Genomic DNA, 18242 nt, shown 5'->3' with positions numbered 1-18242 from the left:
CGAAGACCGAGAGTGAAGGAGCAGGGACTGTGAGTCTGATTGACACGCTCAAGGGACTGGTCGGCAAGGGCAAGGAAGTGGCGGCCCAGAACGCCGAGAAGATCGAAAGCGCGGTCGACAAGGCCGGCAACGTGATCAATGACAAGACCGGCGGCAAGTACTCGTCGCAGATCGACAAGGGCACGGCCGCGGTCAAGAACGCGATTCCGGCCGATGCTCCGGCGGAGGCGCCCGCGCCCGCCGCCGAGCCCGCACCGGCCGAAGCCGCGGCCGCGCCCGCACCCGAACCCGCTCCGGAACCGGCCCCCGCGCCGGAACCGGCTCCGGGAGATCAGCCGCCGGCCTGATTTTCGACGCGGCCCCCGTCATTCCGGCGGGCTTTTGGCCGGAATCCACTGCCCGCGAGGTGTGGATTCCCGGCCGCAAGCCATGCCGCGGTGACGGGGGAGCTGACCGTCGGCTGCGGACCCGGGAGGCCGTGGGCTAGCCGGAATATCCCGCACCCGGCCTTAGACTGCTCACTATGGGGTCCCGACGGGATTTCGGGGGTGTCGAGGTTGGGCTCACCAACCTCGACAAGGTGCTGTATCCGGCCACCGGCACCACCAAGGGCGAGGTGATCGACTATTTCACCGCCATCGCCCCGGCACTGCTGCCGCATATCGCCCTGCGGCCGGTGACCCGCAAACGCTGGCCAAACGGGGTCGAACAGGGATCGTTCTTCGAGAAGAATCTGGCCGAGCACGCGCCGAAGTGGCTGGCGCGCCGCACGGTTCCGCATTCGGACCGGCCGGTGACCTATCCGCTCATCGATTCGGTGGCCGGAATGGCCTGGCTCGGCCAGCAGGCCGCGCTGGAAGTGCATGTGCCGCAATGGGTTTTCGACGGGGATGAGCGCGGGCCGATCACCCGGCTGGTGTTCGACCTCGATCCCGGGCCGGGGGCGGCGCTGGCGGAATGCGCGGAGGTGGCGCTGATACTGCGCGATGTGGTGCGCGAGGTCGGGTTGGACGCCTACCCGGTTACCAGTGGTTCCAAGGGGATTCACGTCTACGTGCCACTGGATCGGCGGGTCGCCGCGGACGGCGCGTCGGCGGTGGCCAAACAGGTCGCGACCAATCTGCAACAGCTGCGGCCGGAATTGGTGACCGCGAATATGGCCAAGTCCGAGCGCGCGGGCAAGGTGCTGCTGGACTGGAGTCAGAACAATATGGCCAAGACGACCATCGCGCCGTATTCTCTGCGCGGCCGCGCGGAGCCGTGGGTGGCGGCACCGCGGGACTGGTCGGAGATCGAGCAGCGGAAGAAGCTGCGGCACTTGCGTTTCGATGAGGTGCTGCGCCGCTGGGAGCGCGACGGTGATCTGCTGGCCGGGCTGGATGAGCCGGTGCCGGAGCAGCCGGACAAGCTGCACGTCTACCGTTCCAAGCGCACCGCCGAACGCACGCCGGAACCGGTGCCCGCCGGCGCGCCGGCGCCCTCGGACGGGAATCGCTATGTGATTCAACAGCATCGGGCGCGCCGACTGCACTGGGACGTGCGCCTCGAACGCGATGGCGTGCTGGTGTCCTGGGCGGTGCCCAAGGGGCCGCCGGTCGACACCCATGAGAATCGGCTGGCCGTGCACACCGAGGATCACCCGCTGCAATACCTGGACTTCCACGGCTCGATTCCCAAGGGGGAGTACGGGGCCGGGGATATGGAGATCTGGGATTCCGGCACCTATGAGACCGAGAAATGGCGAGACGACGAGGTGATCGTCCGACTGCACGGTGAACGGCTGGACGGGCGGTACGCGCTGATCCGGACCAGCGGTAAGCAATGGCTCATGCATCTGATGAAGGATCAGACCGGCGAGCTGGAAAGCGATGGAGCGCAACCTGTTCCGCGGGCGAAGCAGCCGACTCCACTGCCGCACGGCCTGACTCCCATGCTGGCGACGCCCGGCGATGTCTCGACCCTCGATGCCGGGGAGTGGGCCTTCGAAACACTGTGGGACGGCGTCCGTCTGATCGCCGAGATCGAGGACGATGCGGTGGCGCTGCGTGACGGGAACGATCGTGGCGTGCGCCGGTTTCCCGGATTGGCCGTCCTGGGCCGCGAATTATCCGGTCACCGTGCGGTACTGGACGGCGCGGCGGTCGTACTGGACCAGCGGGGCCGCGCCGATCCCGCGCTGTTGCGCGCCGATCCGGGCGGTGCGGTGCTGGTGGCCTTCGACGTGCTGTACCTCGACGGCACCTCGCTGCTGCGCAAGCGGTACGAGGATCGCCGCCGGGTGCTGGAGGCGCTCGCCGGACGCATGCCGTCGCTGATCGTCCCGCCTCCGCTGGCGGGTTCCGGTGCCGAGGCGCTGCGCACCAGCGAGGAGCGGGGTACGGCGGGTGTGCTTGCCAAGCGCCGTGATTCGGTCTACCTGCCGGGGCGGCGCGGCCAATCCTGGGTCAGCACCCGCACCCCGGGCTCGTCTCGGTAGGCGTTCAGGCGACGGCCGGGGTGATCTCGCTATCCGGTCGCGGTTCGGCGGTCGCGTGCACATCGTGGAAGCCCGGCAGGAAGCGGTCGACGTAGGGGATGAGCAGGTGGATGAGCGGCCCGATTCCGAAGGCGTACACCAGGGTTCCGATCCCGACGCTGCCGCCGAGCACCCAGCCGATCGCCAGGACGGTGACCTCGAGTGAGGTGCGCACCATCCATACCGGCCGACCGGTCCGGCGAACCAGTCCAGTCATCAGGCCATCGCGCGGTCCCGGGCCCATGCCCGCACCGATGTACAGCACGCTCGCCACCGCGTTGAGCAGCACCGCCGCCACCATGGCCGCGATGCGCAGCGGCAGCCCGTCGATCGCGGGCAGCACGGTCAGCCCCACATCCACCGCGATGCTGATGACCACCACATTGCTGATGGTCCCCAGCCCCGGTTTCTGCCGCAGCGGTATCCAGGCCAGCAGCACCACCGCCCCGGTGATGGCGACGACGGTTCCGAAGCTCACCGATACATTCCCGGCCACGCCCTGGTGGAACACATCCCACGGATCCAGCCCGAGCGCCGCGCGCAGCATCACCGCCATGGACCACCCGTACAACCACAACCCGACATAGAGGGCGACCAGCCTGCGCAGCAACATCTTCCCATGATCCAACCGACTGGCCCGCGAAAACAGATCCAGTCAATCGATACTGGCTTCTTCTTTCGGAGGTCCACTACCCGCGTAGGTCCGGCTCCCGGACTCTCGGCGCTCGATGTTCGGGATCGGACGCGGGGATGTGGATGGTTGTGGATAGCGGGGATGATGCTGTGTGCGTGCGACGGTCCGATTCGGGGCATATATCGCGCAAATAGCGACCGGCCAGTTCTATTGCCCTGCACCACAACCCCTTCCAGCGCAACGTCCTGGCAACGACGCGCGCTCGCCGTTGACCCGGAGGTATGCGCGGCAGTAACTTGAGGAATCCGATGCGCCGGAGTGGCAGGTCAGCGCGATGGGCGAAGCCCTCGGGCCTGGGGCGTCGGTGATTCGACGCTGGAGGCGGGTATGCGGCGAGAAGACGCGACCGAGTTCGGGGAATTGGTGCCGGTCGAGCAAGGGAATTCGGGACGCGCCGGGCCGGGACGCATCGTAATAATGTGTCTCGCAGTGCTTCTGGCGGCGTGGTCGGCGACCGCGACGGGACGGGCGGAGGGCGTTCCGGCCCCGGATGATGATCCGTTCTATGCCGCGCCCGCCGGGCTGGAGACCAATGCCAATGGCGCGGTGCTGAATTCGCGGCCGATCTCGGTGCTGGGCTTGGGCCTGCCGGTGGCGGGCTGGCAATTGCAGTATCGGAGCACGGATTCGGCGGGGGCGGCGGTGGCCGATGTGGCCACCGTGATGACGCCGCTGCTGCCGTGGTTCGGTGCGGGCGGGCGGCCGCTGCTGTCGTATCAGGTGGCGGAGGACAGTCTGGGCACGCGCTGCGCGCCCTCGTTCGCGCTGCGCGGCGGCCGCGATATCTCGATCGTCAATACCGCCCTTGATATTCCGTTCCTGACGGCCATGCTGCTGCGCGGCTGGGCCGTGGTGGTCTCCGATTACGAGGGACCGCAATCCCGGTTCTTCGACGGGGTGAATTCCGGGCGCGGCGTACTCGACGGCGTGCGCGCGGCGAAATCATTCCCGCCCAGCGGAATCACCCCCGACAGTCCGATCGGCGCCTGGGGCTATTCGGGTGGCGCTTTCGCGACCCTGTGGGCCATGCAGCAGCGCGCGGAATACGCACCGGAACTATGGTTTTCGGGTGTGTCGGCCGGTGGCGTCCCGGCGAATATCGCCGCCATCTCCCGCCGGGTGGACGGCGGTATCCAGGCCGGGCTGGCGGTATTGATGGTCGCGGCCTTCGCCCGCATCGATCCGGGATCGGGCATTGTCGAGGACCTCAATGACAACGGCAGGGAGATGCTGGCGCGCGAGTCCGCCGCCTGCGGTGCGGATATGGTGCTGCGGCACCTGAATCGGCAGCTCGACGAATACTCCGATACGCCGAATCTACTGTGGCACCCGCAATTTCAAGCCGCCACCGAGCGGCAGGAATTGGGTGCGGTGGCACCGGATGTGCCGCTGTACATGTATCACAGCACCGCCGATGACGTGATTCCCGTCGAGGGCTTCACCGCGCTGGTGGACCGCTATTGCGCTCTGGGAGCGAACATTACGGCCGTGCACTCCGGAATTCCGGGGCACAATCCGGCCGCCGCGGTGGAGTCCATCGGAGCCATGAACTTCGTCGCCGATCGGTTCGCGGGCATTCCCGCGCCCACCGGCTGCTGACCGGGCCTCGGATACGGCCGTGCTCCGGATACGGCTGAGGCGCGCACCGAAATGGTGCGCGCCCCAACGGGATCCGCGTCGAACTACTTGGCGTCGTTGAACTTCGAGGTGCCCGGGGCCGCGGTGAGCGTGCCGATCAGGTCCATACCGGCGACGAGCAGCGCCGGGCCACCGACGACCAGGGTGCCGATGATGCCGCCGACGGTGGCGCCCGCGATCACGCTGGCGACGACGCCGGGACCCGCGACGATGCCGGTCAGGCCGACCAGCGCGCCCAGTGCGGTGCCGATGAAGGCGCCGATGGCGGTGGCGATGCCGAACTGGCTGGCGAAGGTCTGCATGGCCAGCGCGTTCTCGGCGGTGGAGGCGACCGGCTTGACCTCGACCGGGCGGGCCGAGGAGACATCCTTGACGGCGGTGATGTCCAGGGTGCGCGCGCCGTCGGAAACGGCGGCGGGCATGGTGTATTCGACACCGTCCTGACGGAAGGTGAGCGGCAGGCTGACCACGGTGTTACCCGCGTTGTCCTTGATTTCGACCGACTTGCCGGTCAATTCGAACGCACCGTTGGTCAGGGTGGTGATCACGTCGTTCCCGACCAGGTTCGAGGAGTAGCCGATCTCCGGCGTCGCCTGGTCGGCGTGTGCGACCCCGCCGCCCGCGATGGCGACCGCCACGGCGATGGGTGCGGCAACCGCCGTGATTTTGCGCAGCTTCATTGCTTGTCCAATCTTCATCAGGTGTTCGGGGCAACACACGCCCAACACGATCGATTCCCTTCCAATCGGAAACGTGTTGAGCCCCCGTGCGTTTGCGCTGCCCACTTGCTACCGATCACGGTAGCTCGCCCCACCGACACGTCGAATCATTTTTGACTCGAGAGTCGCTCAAAACAGCAGTTCGGTCACAATACCCATAGCGCAAAAAACTGCCAAAACGGACAGAGCGATGACGTCGGATCGGCCCGGAGCGCCGGGGCGCGCGGTCAATTCGCCGGTGCCGCCGCGGGTGGTGATGGCCTCGCCGAGCTCACCCGCCCGGCGGCTGGCGACGGCCATGCCCGCGGTCAGAATATCGATCCACGGGTTCTGCGCCGCCTGATGCAGCAGCGAGTCCCGGGGCCGCAGTTTGCGTGCCGCGCGCAGTACGCGCATCTCCTCGAGCAGCAGCGGAAGACCGCGCAGGGTCAGTGCGATCACCACCGCCCATTCGTCGACGGGCACGCTGTGCCGCACACCGTTCCTGGTCCAGCCGATCCGCCGCAGTGGCGCACCGAGTCGCGCGAGCGCGGGCGCGACCTCGCCCATCGGGGTGGTCCAGGCGACCAGGAAGGACGCGCCCAGCAGCAGGAAGCCGAACAGCACGATCTGGGTGTAGCGCAGCAGCGCGTCCATGCCGACGGGTGCGTTGATGCCCGCGCCGATGAGGATGCCGACCCAGAACCACCAGGGGAAACGGGGGAGTGTGCCCAGTGGTAGCCGGGCAATGAGACCGGCCCCGATCAGCATGGCCGTGCCGAGTCCGAGTAGCGCCCAGGACGGGGTGAAGATGAGCAGCGCGCTGAAGGCGAACACCCAGATGATCTTCGTGCCCGCCCAGAGCCGATGCACCGGACTGTCGACCGGCACCTCGCGCAGGATGACGCTGCTCATCGGAGCCCTCCAATGTGATCGTGCGCCGGTCGGCTCGTGGAATAGCTTGGCGGCGGGGCATTTTCGACGAGCCTGCCATCGCTCAGGTGCACGATCCGGTCGCACACCGCGGCGGTCTCGGAGACATCGTGCGAGATGATCACCAGGGTGAGCCCCGAATCACGCAGGCGGGCAAGCAATTCCACCACACTGGCGCGGCCCGCCGGATCGAGCCCGGCCAGCGGTTCGTCCAGCACCACCACCTGCGGGCGGCTGGCCACGATGGCGGCCAGCACCACGCGTTTGGCCTGTCCGCCGCTGAGCGATTCGATGGAACGCGATGCCAGCGCCCGATCCAGGCCGACCGCGTCGAGTGCGCGGGCGACGGCGGCGGTGCCGCGGCCACCCCAATCCTCTATCTCCGCGCCGACGGTCTGGCGCTGCAATTGCAGCCGGGAATGCTGAAAAGCCAACTGCACCGCGCCGATTCGCTTGTGCGAGGGTTTGGCGCCGGTGTACTCGCGCAGTTCGCAGCTGCCGTCGCTGGGGATGGTCAGTCCGGCCATGATCCAGGCCAGCGTGGACTTGCCGGAACCGTTGCCGCCGACGATGAGCAGCGCCTCGCCGCGTCGCACCGACAGGTCGATACCGTGCAGAGCCGGTGCCTCCCAAGGTGTTCCGCGATTGTAGGTGTGCCGGACATCCCGCAGTTCGAGCACGGTGTCGCCCATCGGACTGCGGCGTTGATCGCGAACCGGATGCGGCCAGGCGGGCAGGTGGGCGACCGTGCGGCCGCCCTGTAGATGCACCACGCGGTCCGCGGCGGCGGCATCGGCCTCGTGATGGGTGACCAGTACGACCGCCATGGGGTGCCGCCGGGGTAGATCCGCCAGCAGTGCGACGAGATCGCGACGCCCTTCCGGATCGATCATGGAGGTGGCTTCGTCGGCCAGCAGCAGGGTGGGTTTGCGTGCCAGCGCGGCGGCCACCGCGAGCCGTTGCTGTTGTCCGCCCGAGAGCGTGGCGGTTTCGCGTCTGCCCATCCCGGCCAGTCCGACCTCGCCGAGCAGCGCGTCGACATCGACCGCGGCGGCGATCTCGGTGGGCAGCCCCCACACCACATCGTCGGCGACCAGCACCCCGAGGGTCTGGCTTTCCGGGCGCTGCAAAACCATTGCGGTGCCGCCGTTCACGCCGAGTCCGGCGGAGCCCGGCCGGACCACATCGCCGCCGGTGGGCGGGCGGCCCGCGAGAATCCGGGTGAGCGTGGACTTTCCGGAGCCGTTGTGTCCGACCACCGCCACGAACTCGCCGATCCGAACGGTCATGTCGATGCCCTGCAGCGCATCGGTATTCGCGTCCGGGTAGCGGAATGTGACCTGCCGCAGGGTAACCGGCAGCGGTGCGACGGGTCGATCGTCGGCGGGCGCGTCCAGCAGATCATCGCGTCCGGGCAGCCAGGCGAGTCGATCCAGCACGGTGCCGAGCACGAACCACGACACGATCCCGCTCACCAGCATGGCCGCGACGATGCCGCCGCCGATCCAGGCCCACCACCAGTGCAGCACCGAATCGGTGTATCCGGCGATATTGCGGCCGAGCGGTTCCAGCACGGCCTGCCGCGCCGCCAGATCCTGAATGCCCTTGGCGGTATTGCGAATGCTGTCGAAGAGCAGATTGCGGGTCCGGGAGAACAGTTGCAGCATCCCGACGGAGAACCCCGCGAACACCAGTCCGGCCAGCAGCGAGAGTCCGAGCACCGCCGGCAGCCCGCCGCCGCGCCGTTTGACGACCCCGATGATGCCGCCGATGACCGCGACCCCGACCAGATTCGTGGCGGGCACCAGCCCCGCGGCCACGAAGGTCACCAGTGTCCCGGCGACGGTCGCCGCGAGAATGGCCCGCAGTCGCTGCCGATGCGCCAGCAGCCCGAGCGGCACCGCCGCCACCAATTGCAGCGCCGCCGCGAACGGCACCAGCGACCCGACGGTCACCAATCCCACCGTCGCACCACCCAGCACCGCCCCGGTGGCGAGCTCGATGGGCCGCAGCGGCCCATGCGGAAGTACGGCCCCGCGCGCCCGGTCCGGCACGGCTAATCGAGTCTGGGACGAATCGGTCACGCCCTCCAGTCTGCCGTGCCCCGCCACCTACCCACCCGGACCTGCGCCACTTCCACACACTTTCCCCATACATGCGCGAATTCGCACGTGTGCGGACTACCTCGGGAGGGTGGTGAGTTCGTAGTCGTACAGGTGGAGTTTGGCGGTGCGGCGGCGGTAGCTGCGGGTGGTGCCGGGCCAGTTGTTGGTGATGCGGCCCGATGCGGTGCGGTACCAGCTGGTGCAGAAGTTCCAGGGGGTGCGGGCGAGGCGGTGTTGCAGGGCGCTGTTGTAGGCGTATTCGTTGTCGGCTTTGACCTCGAGGGTGTGGTTCGGGTTTTCGGCCAGTAGTTGGATCGCCTGGCGGATGTAGCGGGCCTGGGATTCGAGCATGTAGATGATGGAGCCGACGCCGAGGTTGGTGTTGGGGCCGTAGACCAGGAACAGGTTGGGGAAGCGCGGGACGGTGATGCCGAGGAAGGCGTGCGCGCCCTCGGACCAGGCGTCGGCGAGGCGGTGGCCGCCGCGGCCGCGAATCTCCATGGGCCACAGGAATTCCGTGCCCTTGAAGCCGGTGCCGTAGATGATGACGTCGGCCTCGTGCACGACTCCATCGGCGGTGCGGACGCCCGCCGGGACGATCTCGCTGATGGCGGTGGTCTCGACCTGCACGTTGGGCTGGGCCAGTGCCGGGTAGTAGTCGTTGGAGAACAGGCCGCGTTTGCAGCCGATCGGGTAGTCGGGGGTCAGCTTGGCCAGCAGTTCGGGATCGGTGACCTGTTCTTCCAGATGGTTCTGCGCCATTCGCGCGACCCCGCGCACGATGCCGGGGAACTCCACCAGCCCCAATGCCACGAATTCGGCGATGGCCCACCAGGAAAAGCGTTCCGCCACCGGCAATCCCGGTACGTGCAGCAGCACCCGCTGATGCACCGGCTTGTAATCGGTGTCGAATTTGGGCAGCACCCACGCCGCGGTGCGCTGGAAGAGCGTCAGCTCGGCCACGTCCGGTTGGATCTCGGGGATGTACTGGATGGCGCTGGCCCCGGTTCCTATGCAGGCCACGCGTTTTCCCGCCAGCTTCACATCGTGATCCCAGAGCGCGGAATGGAAGGAGGCCCCCTCGAAGCTGTCGATCCCGGGGATATCCGGCATGGCGGGCCGGGACAGCTGTCCGACCGCCGACACCAGCACATCCGCCGTACGCGCGACGCCATCGGCCGTCAGCACCGTCCACTGTCCGGTGGTCTCGTCGAATTCGGCCGCGGTGACATCGGCCCCGAAGACGATCGACTCCGGCAGTCCGTGCCGTTCGGCCACCCCGCGCGCGTACGCCAGAATGTCATCGCGCCCCGAATACCGCTGTCGCCATTTGGGTTTCGGCTCCCGCGCGAAGGAATACAGCGGTGAGGGCACATCGCAGGCCGCCCCGGGATAGGTGTTCTCCCGCCATACGCCCCCGAGGTCGGCGGCGCGCTCCAGAATGGTCACCTCCCGAAACCCATTCCGCCGCAATTCCACAGCCATGCCGATCCCGCCGAATCCGGCACCGATGACGATTACCGAAGGCATCGGCCCTCCTAACGTCGAAGACTGTTCTCACTGTAGAAGCCCGCTTCGCGCCGCGTAGCAGACCGGATCGAGAGTTTCGGCCATAATTCGGTTATGAGTACGGTGCCGGAGGCGGGGATCAAGGACTGGGACTTTCCGCGCGGGGTGGCGAGCGTGGCGCTCATGGTGGGATTCGCGGCCGAACACGGGGTGGCGGCGGGGCGCATGCTGCAGGGCAGCGGGCTCACCGAGAAGGTGCTGGCCGATCCGGACGCGCAGATCGACGCGCACACCGAGCTGGCGGTGATCCGGAATCTGGTGCGCGAGCTCGGGGATCGGCCGAGCCTGGGACTCGAACTGGGCCGGCGCTATCGGATCACCACGTTCGGGATCTTCGGATTCGCGTGCGTGAGCAGTCCCACCCTCGGTGAGGCCATCGCCTTCGCGCTGCGCTATCTGGAGCTCAGTTTCACCTTCTGCATTCCGGTGGCGCGCTGGCAGCCGGGCGAGTTCGTGGCGCGAATCCACGATGAGCGGGTGCCCGCGGATGTGCGCCGATTCCTGGTGGAGCGGGATGTGACCGCCATGCATCAGATGCTGTGCGATCTGCTGGGGCACCGGGTGGAACTGGTGCGCGCGGAATTCGATTTCCCGGCGCCGGACGATACCGCGCCCTACCTCGAAATCTATGGACTGCTACCGAGTTTCGATCGGCCGCACAACCTGTTCACGATGGATCCGGCGGTGCTGGAGCGACCGCTGCCGCAGGCCAATGAGCACACCCTGGCCATGTGCCTGGCGCAGTGCCGGGAATTGGTGTCCCGGCGGCGGGCGCGCACCGGCATCGCGGCGGACGTGCGGGAATTGCTGGTGCCGCGCGGCGGTGCGGACGGATTCGCCGCGCCGCCCGGAATCGATTCGGTGGCAAGGGATCTGAATATGAGCACCCGGACGCTGCGCCGGCACCTGGATACCGCTGGCACCAGCTACCGGCAGTTGCTCGATGAGGTGCGCCGGGCGCTGGCGGAGGAAATGCTCACCGCCACACCGCTTTCGGTGAGCGATGTGGCGATCCGGCTGGGTTACGCGGAGGCCTCGACCTTCATCCACGCGTTCAAGCGATGGACGGGCACAACGCCTTCCGCGTATCGCCGGGGTGCGCTCAGTCCTGCGGTTCGCTGAGCCAGCCGCCCATGGCGATGGGCCGGAACATGGTCAGGAGCTTGCCGTCCCGAATGGAATGGAACAGCAGCGACGGATCGGGCGCGAAGTCGATCGGCACGTGACCCGGTGCGGCCCTTTCCCATTCGAGCCCGATGGTCGAGGACACGCTCGGCGCGACGATCAGCGGCTTCCCCGCGAACGTGGTCACCAGTCCCGCGTGCACGTGCCCGGTGAGAATGCCGAGCACACGGTCGTCCCCGGCCACGATCTCGGCGAGCGGTTCGGGATTGGTGAGCCGGATGGGATCGCAGACCGTGCTCTGCACCGCGGTCGGCGGATGGTGCATGGCGATCAACACGTGCTCGTCGGCGGGCGTCGCGGCCAGCAGATCGGTCAGAAAGGTGAGGGTGGCGTCCTCCAGCAGCCCTTCGGGCTTACCGGGAATGCTGGAGTCCAGCAGCGCCAGGGTGAGCCCGTTGACGCTGTGCGCCTGATTGATCGGTGCGTAGCCCGCGGCCTCGCCGAACAGCACGGTGCGCATATTGGCGCGGTCGTCGTGATTGCCGGGCAGCAGAATCACCGGCACATCGGCGGTCAGGGCGGCACGCGCCTGCTGGTATTCCTCGATATCGCCCTCATCCGCGATATCGCCGGTGACGATGATGACGTCCGGTCGCTGCGGCAGTTCGGCCAGAAAGGCCATCACCCGTTCGGCGCGTTCATTGTTCCGGGCGCCCATATTGAAGTGGGTGTCACTCAGCTGTGCCAGCAGAACCATCGGCATCACTTTCTGTGAAGGGCGCATCATCGCACCCGCAGCGGCGCGCCGCCGCGCCACCTTTTCAGGCTAGATGACCTGCCACTATGCGGTCTCGGTGAGACTCGCCACCGAATATAGCGATCTCACATCAATCGTGCGTTGTGGTGGCGGGGCTCATGGCTTTTCGCGCGTCATTCAGCAACGCTTCCGGGTCGCTCGTGATACCGCCGAGGGCCCAGAAGTCCGCACCCGGCTCCGCTTCGAGATCCAGGCGCGGGGGTGTGCGCCAGGAGGCGTCCAATCCGAGCCGCCAGGAATGCAGATAGGTGCGATCGAAGGTCCCGGATTTGTCGAACAGCGGGTCGCCGACGATGGCGTACCCGATCCAGGCCAGGTGCACCCGGATCTGATGGCGGCGTCCGGTGATCGGCCGCAGCGCCAGCACCGTATGGGTCCCCGTATCGGTCACCGTCGCGAATTCGGTGATCGACGGATAGTTCTTGCCCGCCAGCACATCCCGTTCGTCGACGAGCCAGCGATCGCCGTCCCGCCGAATGCTCTCGCGCGGTGCGGCGATGCGGATCCGGTTCTTGCGGCCCACGCTCAGGGGCAGCTCGATGACCCCGCGCTCGGGCAGCCCGCCCGATTCCACCACCGCGAGATAGGCCTTGGCGGCGGTCCGCTTGTTGAATTGCCGCGTCAATTCCCCGTGCGCGGGCAGCTCTTTGGCGAGCAGCACCATGCCCGAGGTGACCTTGTCGATGCGATGCACCGGGTACAGCGTTTCCCCGGCGGCCGCGGCGAGCTCCACGATGTCGGTGTCGTGGCGCTCGCCGGTCACCGATATCCCGGCGGGCTTATTGAGCGCGAGGATCTGCTCGTCCTCGGTGATCAGACACTGTTTCCGCAGTTCCGGCCAACGCGTATGCACGGAATCAGCGTAGAGATCAGCCGATGGCCCGTTCCAACTCGGCCAGTCCGGCCTCCATATGCGCGGGCATCCGGTCCAGATCGGGCACGGTGCGGCGGCAGCCGACGAACCCGAAATCGAGATTGTCGCCATTGGTGGTGAGCGTGATGTTCATGCCCTGCGATTCGAAGGGAATCGACAGCGGATAGTTGCTGTCCAATCGCGCGCCCTGCATATAGACCGGTTTACGCGGGCCGGGCACATTCGAGATGACGAGATTGAACGGCATCCGCGGCAGCGCCTCGAATCCGGGCAGCAGTGACACCCCGAGCGGTGTCATCAGCAGTGCCGACAGCGCCATGGCCTCCAGGCGCGGCAATTGCGTGAAAACCTGTTTGGCCTCGCGCATGGAGGAGCTGATGGCGGTCAGTCGAGCCAGCGGATCATCCAGGTGCGTGGCCAGATTCGCCAGGCAGGCCGCGACCATATTGCCTTCGGTGTCGGCCTCGGCGGCGCTGCGGATATTGACCGGCACCATGGCGATGAGCGGTTCGGCGGGCAGTCCGTCGTGTTCGATCAGATAGGACCGCAGCGCCGCCGAACTCATGGCGAGCACGACGTCGTTGACGGTCGCGCCGGTGGCGAGTCGTATCGCGTTGATGCGCTCCAGCGGCCAGGAGCGCACCGCGATGCGCCGTGCCCCGCCGATGGTCACATTGAACATGGTCTTGGGCGCGGTCATCGGCATGGTGAGTCGCCCGTCGATGGCCCCGCGCAGCGGGGAGGCGATATAGGCCGTGCTTCTGACCATGCGCGGCAATGCTTTTCGCAGCTGTGTCCACGGGCTCGGCGGTTCGGCGGCGTCCTGCACGACCGGCGCGGTGCCCCACGGCACCCGCACGCGGGTGTCGAAGGGGTCGTCGGTCAGGGTGTTCTGCAGCAGCCGCATGGCCGAGACGCCGTCGATGAGCGCGTGATGCATTTTGACGTAGACGGCGAAGCGTCCGTCATCGAGTCCTTCGATGACCCGGGCCTCCCACAGCGGCCGATGCCGGTCGAGCAGGGTGCCGTGTAGTCGTTCGGTGAGGTCGATGAGCGCGTCCATGCCGCCGGGGGTGGGCAGGGCGGAGCGCCGCAGGTGGTAGCCGAGATCGACCTTGTCGGCGTGCGACCAGCTCAGACTGGAGAAGCCGCCGAATCTGCGGCTGGGTCGCCGCCGGAAGCGGGTGCGCACCTCGGTGGCGCCCGCCATCGAGTCGAAGACGTCGTGCAGGAATTCGGGACCCGCGTCGGCGGGTGGTTCGAACAGTTGCAGTCCGCCCACGTGCATGGGGTGTTCGCGGGATTCGACGGCGAGGAAGATCGCGTCGAGTGGGTTCAGGAGGTCCATCGGTTTCGCCTAACCGGTGGGGGCAGCATCGAGCCGGGGAGGGCTCGCACAGACTGCCGGGGAGAATTACGGTCGGCGACGCTGCCCCCCGCTGCCTTGACGGGGAATCACGTTATCACTGTGCTTGTTTCGTCATAACCCGAACTTCGGAACGCAAACTATCGGTTTGGTTGCGATTGATTTGCTCGTCATCGTTTCGCTGTTCGCGCTCGGCTTCCTCGACCGAAGCGAAATGCATGCCGACAATGGTGCGCCGCCCGTGCGCGAACGGGTGCACGCGATGCAGGGTGGTATCGGTGCGCATCAGATAGAGGTCGCCCGCCGTCAGCTCCCAGGAGTGAATCGGATTGCGGGTCAGCGTGCGATGGATATCGGAGTGATCCCAGTCCCGCCGGGTGTGCGCGACGGTCTGCACGAAGCCGCCGTCCTCCAGCGGCGGGCATTCCACCACCAGCACGAGCGCGAAAGCGTAGTCGTCCCAATGCCATTGGCCCACGGCGTCATCGTGATGCCGCCGCCGCACCGCGAATCGGCGCGGGGCCGGACAGGACCGCACATGTTCGGATGCCACCTCGGTGAGCTTGTGCCGCAAGGGTTCACAGTCGTAGAGCTGTGGAATGCACTGGCCGCGCGCGACGACCTCGCGGGAGCCGATATCGATGGTGTGCCGTGCGGGCGGCTCCGCGGGCTGCCCAGCGCCGGATTCCGCGGCCGGGGCCTCCCAATCCAGATGGTGGTCGACTATGGCCAGCGTCTCGGCGGCCAGGGCGCGTTTGACGCGATGCGGCAGCAGGAAGCCGAGCCGGGCTATTCCGGTCTCGGCCAAGCGGTCTCGCGCATGGCGCAGGGCTGCGGGGTCCACCGCGCTCAGATGCTTCCGGGCGGCGTCCACGGTGCTGTGGTGCTGCACGTATCGATTGTATTGCGTTGCCCGCCAACGATTATGGATTCAGGTCGCCGTAGCATCACGATCGTGCGGCGGTCCGTGACCTTCGGCGCCGGGCAGCCCGCTGCCCCGGACTCGCCGTGCAGACGGGGCCGTGTCGCAGGGGCAGGTCAGCGGGGGTAGCTTTGAATTCGCTATGGCTGACTACGGGCATGAGCTGAGGTTCGGGATATTCGTTCCGCCCGAGGCGGCGCGCGGGCAGGAGCTGCTGCGGCTCATTCGCCGCGCCGACGAATCCGGGCTGGAAGTGCTGGCGGTGCAGGACCATCCGTATCAGCCCGCCTTCCTGGACACCTGGACGCTGCTCTCCTACGCCGCCGCCATCACCCGCACGCTCACCCTCATGCCCGCCGTGGCGAATCTGCCGCTGCGCCCGCCTGCGGTGCTGGCTCGCAGCGCCGCCAGCCTGGATCTGCTCAGCGGCGGCCGGATGGAGCTGGGCCTGGGCGCGGGCGCGTTCTGGGACGCCATCGCCGCCATGGGCGGGGAACGCCGCACCCCCGGGCAGGCGCTGACCGCGCTGCGCGAGGCGGTCGGGGTGATCCGCGCGCTCTGGGGTGCGGACGGCCGCCCGTTCCTGGACGGTGAGTTCTACTCGCTGCACGGTGCGAAAGTCGGTCCGGCACAGGCGCATCGGATCGGCATCTGGCTCGGCGTCTACGGTCCGCGCGCCCTGCGGCTGACCGGTGAGCTGGCCGATGGCTGGCTGGGCAGTTTCGCGTACTCGCCCCCCGACGCGCTGGCGCGCCTGATGACCGCCATCGATACCGCCGCCCGTGAGGCCGGCCGCGTCCCCGCCCTCATTCGCCGTGCCTACGTCATGGATCCGTCCATGCCGGTCGCCCAGCTCACCGAGGTGGCGCTGGCGCACGGCATCAGTGAATTCCTGCTCCCGGTGAATCCCGACGGTGAAAGGGCGGCACAGCATTTCGCCGCCGAGATCGCCCCCGCCGTGCGGGCCGCGGTCGCCGCTGCCCGGGTGGCCTAGCGCCTACTGCCCGAAGAATCGGCTGTTCAGAATCTGGCGCAGCGGGGACAGCGCGTTGCCGTAGCTGACCCGGTCCGAGCGCACGGTGTGCATCGAGCTGTCGCCGCGCTTGGGGTCCTCGCAGATGACGCGAATGTGCTTGCCATTGGGCCGGATCGGCCCCAGCGTCAGATCCACCGCACCGGATTTGTCCACCACGCCCCACGGCCCGGCGAGATTCTTGCCCGCGATCTGACAGCGATTGCCCGCCTTCTCCCCGCTGACGTGCGCGGTGACGGCGGTGCGGCCCTGGATGACGGCCTTGGGCTCGCTGGTGGCGGTGGCGGCGCCCGCGGCCAGCAGCGTGCCTAGGGTGCCGATCACGGCTGCGGTGATGATGCGGGTACGGACCGAGCGACTCATGGTTCCGATAGTGAAGCGCGTCCCATGAGGTTTCTGTGAAGTCGCGGGATGAATTGACGATGAACTTCGCGCCAAAACCCCTTCCACCTGGACGGTTTGGTACGTTTTGTTGATCATGGATCGCGCCATCAGTCGTCGCGCCATGCTCGGTTTGGCCACCGCCGCCGGGCTGTCCATCGCCGCGTGCAGCCGCTCCGAGGACTCTTCGGGTAAATCCACCACGTCGACAGTATCGAGCACCGATGCCGTCGCAATCGCCACCGACGCATACATTTTCGGATATCCGCTGGTCCTGATGCACGCGACGGCGGACACCAGCGGTCCGGTGAATCGCTTCCGGCACGCGCAGGGGCTGCCCACCTCGGCCGATCGGCTGCTGGTCCGCACCAACCTGGACACCCTCTATTCGACCGCCTGGCTGGATCTGTCCGGCCCGCCGATGGTGTTGCAGGTGCCCGCCGTCGAGCGCGGCCGCTTCTGGCTGATGCAATTGCTGGACGCCTGGTCGAACACCGTGCACGATCCCGGCAGCGTGCGGCCCGATAGCGGCCGTGCCGATCCGCCGTTCACATATCTGATCAGCGGCCCGCACTGGACCGGGCAGGTGCCGGACGGCGTCGCGCATCTGCGCATGCCCACGGTCACCGCGTGGCTGTTGGGCCGCGTGCAGGTCAACGGTGTCGCCGATCTGCCCGCGGTACATGCCATTCAGGATCAATTGCGGCTGGCCTCGCTGCCCGCCTGGCTGGCCGATCGCACCGCGCTCACCCCGGGCGTGCCGATCCCGCAGGGTCAGGGCGGTCGCAGCTATCCGGTCAAGGATGTGGCGGCGCTGGACGGCCGCCGGTTCTTCGATCGACTGTGCGATCTCATGTCCGTCGACGCGCCCGCCGAAGCCGACGCCCCGGCGCTGAAACGCTTCGCCGCCATCGGAATCGCGCCCGGCGGCAATGTGGACGCACTACGCCTGGAAGATCTCGACACCGCCGCGGCGGCCGCGCGCAAGGCCATCGCGGGCTATGTGGACCCGGGCGCGTACACCGAGAACGGCTGGCTCTTCCACGACAACCTGGGTAGTTACGGCACCGATTACCCGCTGCGGGCCGGTACCGCGCTCTCCGGGCTCGGCGCGAATCTGCGTCGCGACGCGGTGTATCCGACCACCTCGGACCTGTCCGCGGACAGCAATGGCCAGCCGCGCTCGTTCCGGCTGCGCTTCGAATCCGGTCAGCTGCCGCCGGTGGACGCCTTCTGGTCGCTGACCGCCTACGATTCGGACGATTTCCTGGTGGCCAATCCGGCGGGCATCTACACCCTCGGCCATCAGCTGCCGCCGGTGCCGGGCCCCGACGGTTCCTATGAGATCACCGTGCAGAACGCCGATCCGGGTCCGGCCGTGCCGCACGGCAATTGGCTGCCCATCCCGGCGTCGGGCACCTTTTCGCTGACCCTGCGGTTGTACGCGCCGCGCCCGGAGGCGACCGACGGCAGTTGGAAGCCGCCCGAACTCAAACCGGTGTCCTGACTGTCCGGCCGGAGTGTTCTCTGCCAGAATCGAATTGCTATGAGTACGCTGAGCGCCGTTCATCG

At 67.6% G+C, this 18242-nt stretch carries 16 protein-coding genes; 6 read left to right on the top strand and 10 right to left on the bottom strand.

Annotation, left to right across the window (positions count from 1 at the left end; all coding sequences use genetic code 11):
• The first annotated feature begins 29 nt into the window (after positions 1 to 29).
• Together ACFVUS_RS17595 and ligD are read left to right on the top strand one after the other, a co-directional pair.
• Positions 30 to 347, top strand: a complete 318-nt coding sequence (locus ACFVUS_RS17595; RefSeq protein ID WP_387766905.1) for an antitoxin — start codon at positions 30 to 32, stop codon at positions 345 to 347.
• A gap of 176 nt (positions 348 to 523) precedes the next feature.
• Positions 524 to 2476 carry a non-homologous end-joining DNA ligase gene (ligD, locus tag ACFVUS_RS17590; RefSeq protein ID WP_387766902.1) on the top strand — a complete coding sequence of 651 codons (1953 nt, stop codon included), beginning with the start codon at positions 524 to 526 and terminating at the stop codon, positions 2474 to 2476.
• Between the two features lie 4 nt (positions 2477 to 2480).
• Here ligD and ACFVUS_RS17585 read toward each other — a convergent pair whose 3' ends face one another.
• Positions 2481 to 3128 carry a YitT family protein gene (locus ACFVUS_RS17585; RefSeq protein WP_387766899.1) on the bottom strand — a complete coding sequence of 216 codons (648 nt, stop codon included), beginning with the start codon at positions 3126 to 3128 and terminating at the stop codon, positions 2481 to 2483.
• 510 nt (positions 3129 to 3638) lie between these two features.
• Between ACFVUS_RS17585 and ACFVUS_RS17580 the strand changes: the two genes are divergently transcribed.
• A complete protein-coding gene (locus tag ACFVUS_RS17580) occupies positions 3639 to 4808 on the top strand; it encodes a lipase family protein (protein ID WP_387766896.1) in 1170 nt (389 codons plus the stop codon).
• An 83-nt stretch (positions 4809 to 4891) separates the two neighbouring features.
• Here the strand turns inward: ACFVUS_RS17580 and ACFVUS_RS17575 are convergent, their stop codons facing one another.
• From ACFVUS_RS17575 to ACFVUS_RS17560, 4 genes are all read right to left on the bottom strand, one after another.
• On the bottom strand, positions 4892 to 5527 hold the full coding sequence (locus tag ACFVUS_RS17575) for an ammonium transporter (RefSeq protein ID WP_387766893.1): 636 nt from the start codon (positions 5525 to 5527) through the stop codon (positions 4892 to 4894).
• Positions 5528 to 5695: 168 nt separating this feature from the next.
• Positions 5696 to 6460, bottom strand: a complete 765-nt coding sequence (locus tag ACFVUS_RS17570; RefSeq protein ID WP_387766891.1) for an energy-coupling factor transporter transmembrane component T family protein — start codon at positions 6458 to 6460, stop codon at positions 5696 to 5698.
• Positions 6457 to 8532, bottom strand: coding sequence for an ABC transporter ATP-binding protein (locus ACFVUS_RS17565; RefSeq protein WP_387769930.1), 2076 nt, complete (start codon positions 8530 to 8532; stop codon positions 6457 to 6459). Before ACFVUS_RS17565 ends, ACFVUS_RS17570 begins: the two co-directional genes overlap by 4 nt.
• A 126-nt stretch (positions 8533 to 8658) precedes the next feature.
• Positions 8659 to 10113 (bottom strand): flavin-containing monooxygenase, encoded by a 1455-nt coding sequence (locus ACFVUS_RS17560; RefSeq protein ID WP_387766888.1) that lies wholly within the window; start codon positions 10111 to 10113, stop codon positions 8659 to 8661.
• A gap of 93 nt (positions 10114 to 10206) precedes the next feature.
• Between ACFVUS_RS17560 and ACFVUS_RS17555 the strand changes: the two genes are divergently transcribed.
• Entirely contained in the window at positions 10207 to 11274 is a 1068-nt protein-coding gene (locus ACFVUS_RS17555; protein ID WP_387766885.1) for an AraC family transcriptional regulator, read from the top strand.
• Here ACFVUS_RS17555 and ACFVUS_RS17550 read toward each other — a convergent pair.
• From ACFVUS_RS17550 to ACFVUS_RS17535, 4 genes are all read right to left on the bottom strand, one after another.
• On the bottom strand, positions 11255 to 12034 hold the full coding sequence (locus tag ACFVUS_RS17550) for a metallophosphoesterase (RefSeq protein ID WP_387766882.1): 780 nt from the start codon (positions 12032 to 12034) through the stop codon (positions 11255 to 11257). The genes ACFVUS_RS17555 and ACFVUS_RS17550 overlap by 20 nt on opposite strands.
• 130 nt (positions 12035 to 12164) lie before the next feature.
• Positions 12165 to 12947, bottom strand: coding sequence for an RluA family pseudouridine synthase (locus tag ACFVUS_RS17545; protein WP_387766879.1), 783 nt, complete (start codon positions 12945 to 12947; stop codon positions 12165 to 12167).
• Positions 12948 to 12963: 16 nt separating this feature from the next.
• Positions 12964 to 14316 (bottom strand): wax ester/triacylglycerol synthase family O-acyltransferase, encoded by a 1353-nt coding sequence (locus tag ACFVUS_RS17540; protein WP_387766876.1) that lies wholly within the window; start codon positions 14314 to 14316, stop codon positions 12964 to 12966.
• 115 nt (positions 14317 to 14431) lie between these two features.
• Complete coding sequence (locus ACFVUS_RS17535) at positions 14432 to 15226, bottom strand: hypothetical protein (RefSeq protein ID WP_387766873.1); 795 nt, start codon at positions 15224 to 15226, stop codon at positions 14432 to 14434.
• Positions 15227 to 15398: 172 nt separating this feature from the next.
• On the opposite strand from ACFVUS_RS17535, the gene ACFVUS_RS17530 reads away from it, so the two are divergent.
• On the top strand, positions 15399 to 16250 hold the full coding sequence (locus ACFVUS_RS17530; RefSeq protein ID WP_387766870.1) for an LLM class flavin-dependent oxidoreductase: 852 nt from the start codon (positions 15399 to 15401) through the stop codon (positions 16248 to 16250).
• A gap of 3 nt (positions 16251 to 16253) precedes the next feature.
• Here the strand turns inward: ACFVUS_RS17530 and ACFVUS_RS17525 are convergent, their stop codons facing one another.
• Positions 16254 to 16652 carry a hypothetical protein gene (locus tag ACFVUS_RS17525; RefSeq protein ID WP_387766867.1) on the bottom strand — a complete coding sequence of 133 codons (399 nt, stop codon included), beginning with the start codon at positions 16650 to 16652 and terminating at the stop codon, positions 16254 to 16256.
• A 115-nt stretch (positions 16653 to 16767) separates the two neighbouring features.
• Here ACFVUS_RS17525 and ACFVUS_RS17520 point away from each other — a divergent pair, with 115 nt between their 5' ends.
• The gene (locus tag ACFVUS_RS17520; RefSeq protein ID WP_387766864.1) at positions 16768 to 18177 is read left to right on the top strand and encodes a DUF1254 domain-containing protein; all 1410 of its coding nucleotides are present in this window, start codon (positions 16768 to 16770) and stop codon (positions 18175 to 18177) included.
• The last annotated feature ends 65 nt before the right edge of the window (positions 18178 to 18242 follow it).

The organism is Nocardia sp. NPDC058058, from assembly GCF_042885355.1.
Taxonomy (GTDB): domain Bacteria; phylum Actinomycetota; class Actinomycetes; order Mycobacteriales; family Mycobacteriaceae; genus Nocardia.
This window is presented reverse-complemented; position numbering and strand designations above follow the sequence as displayed.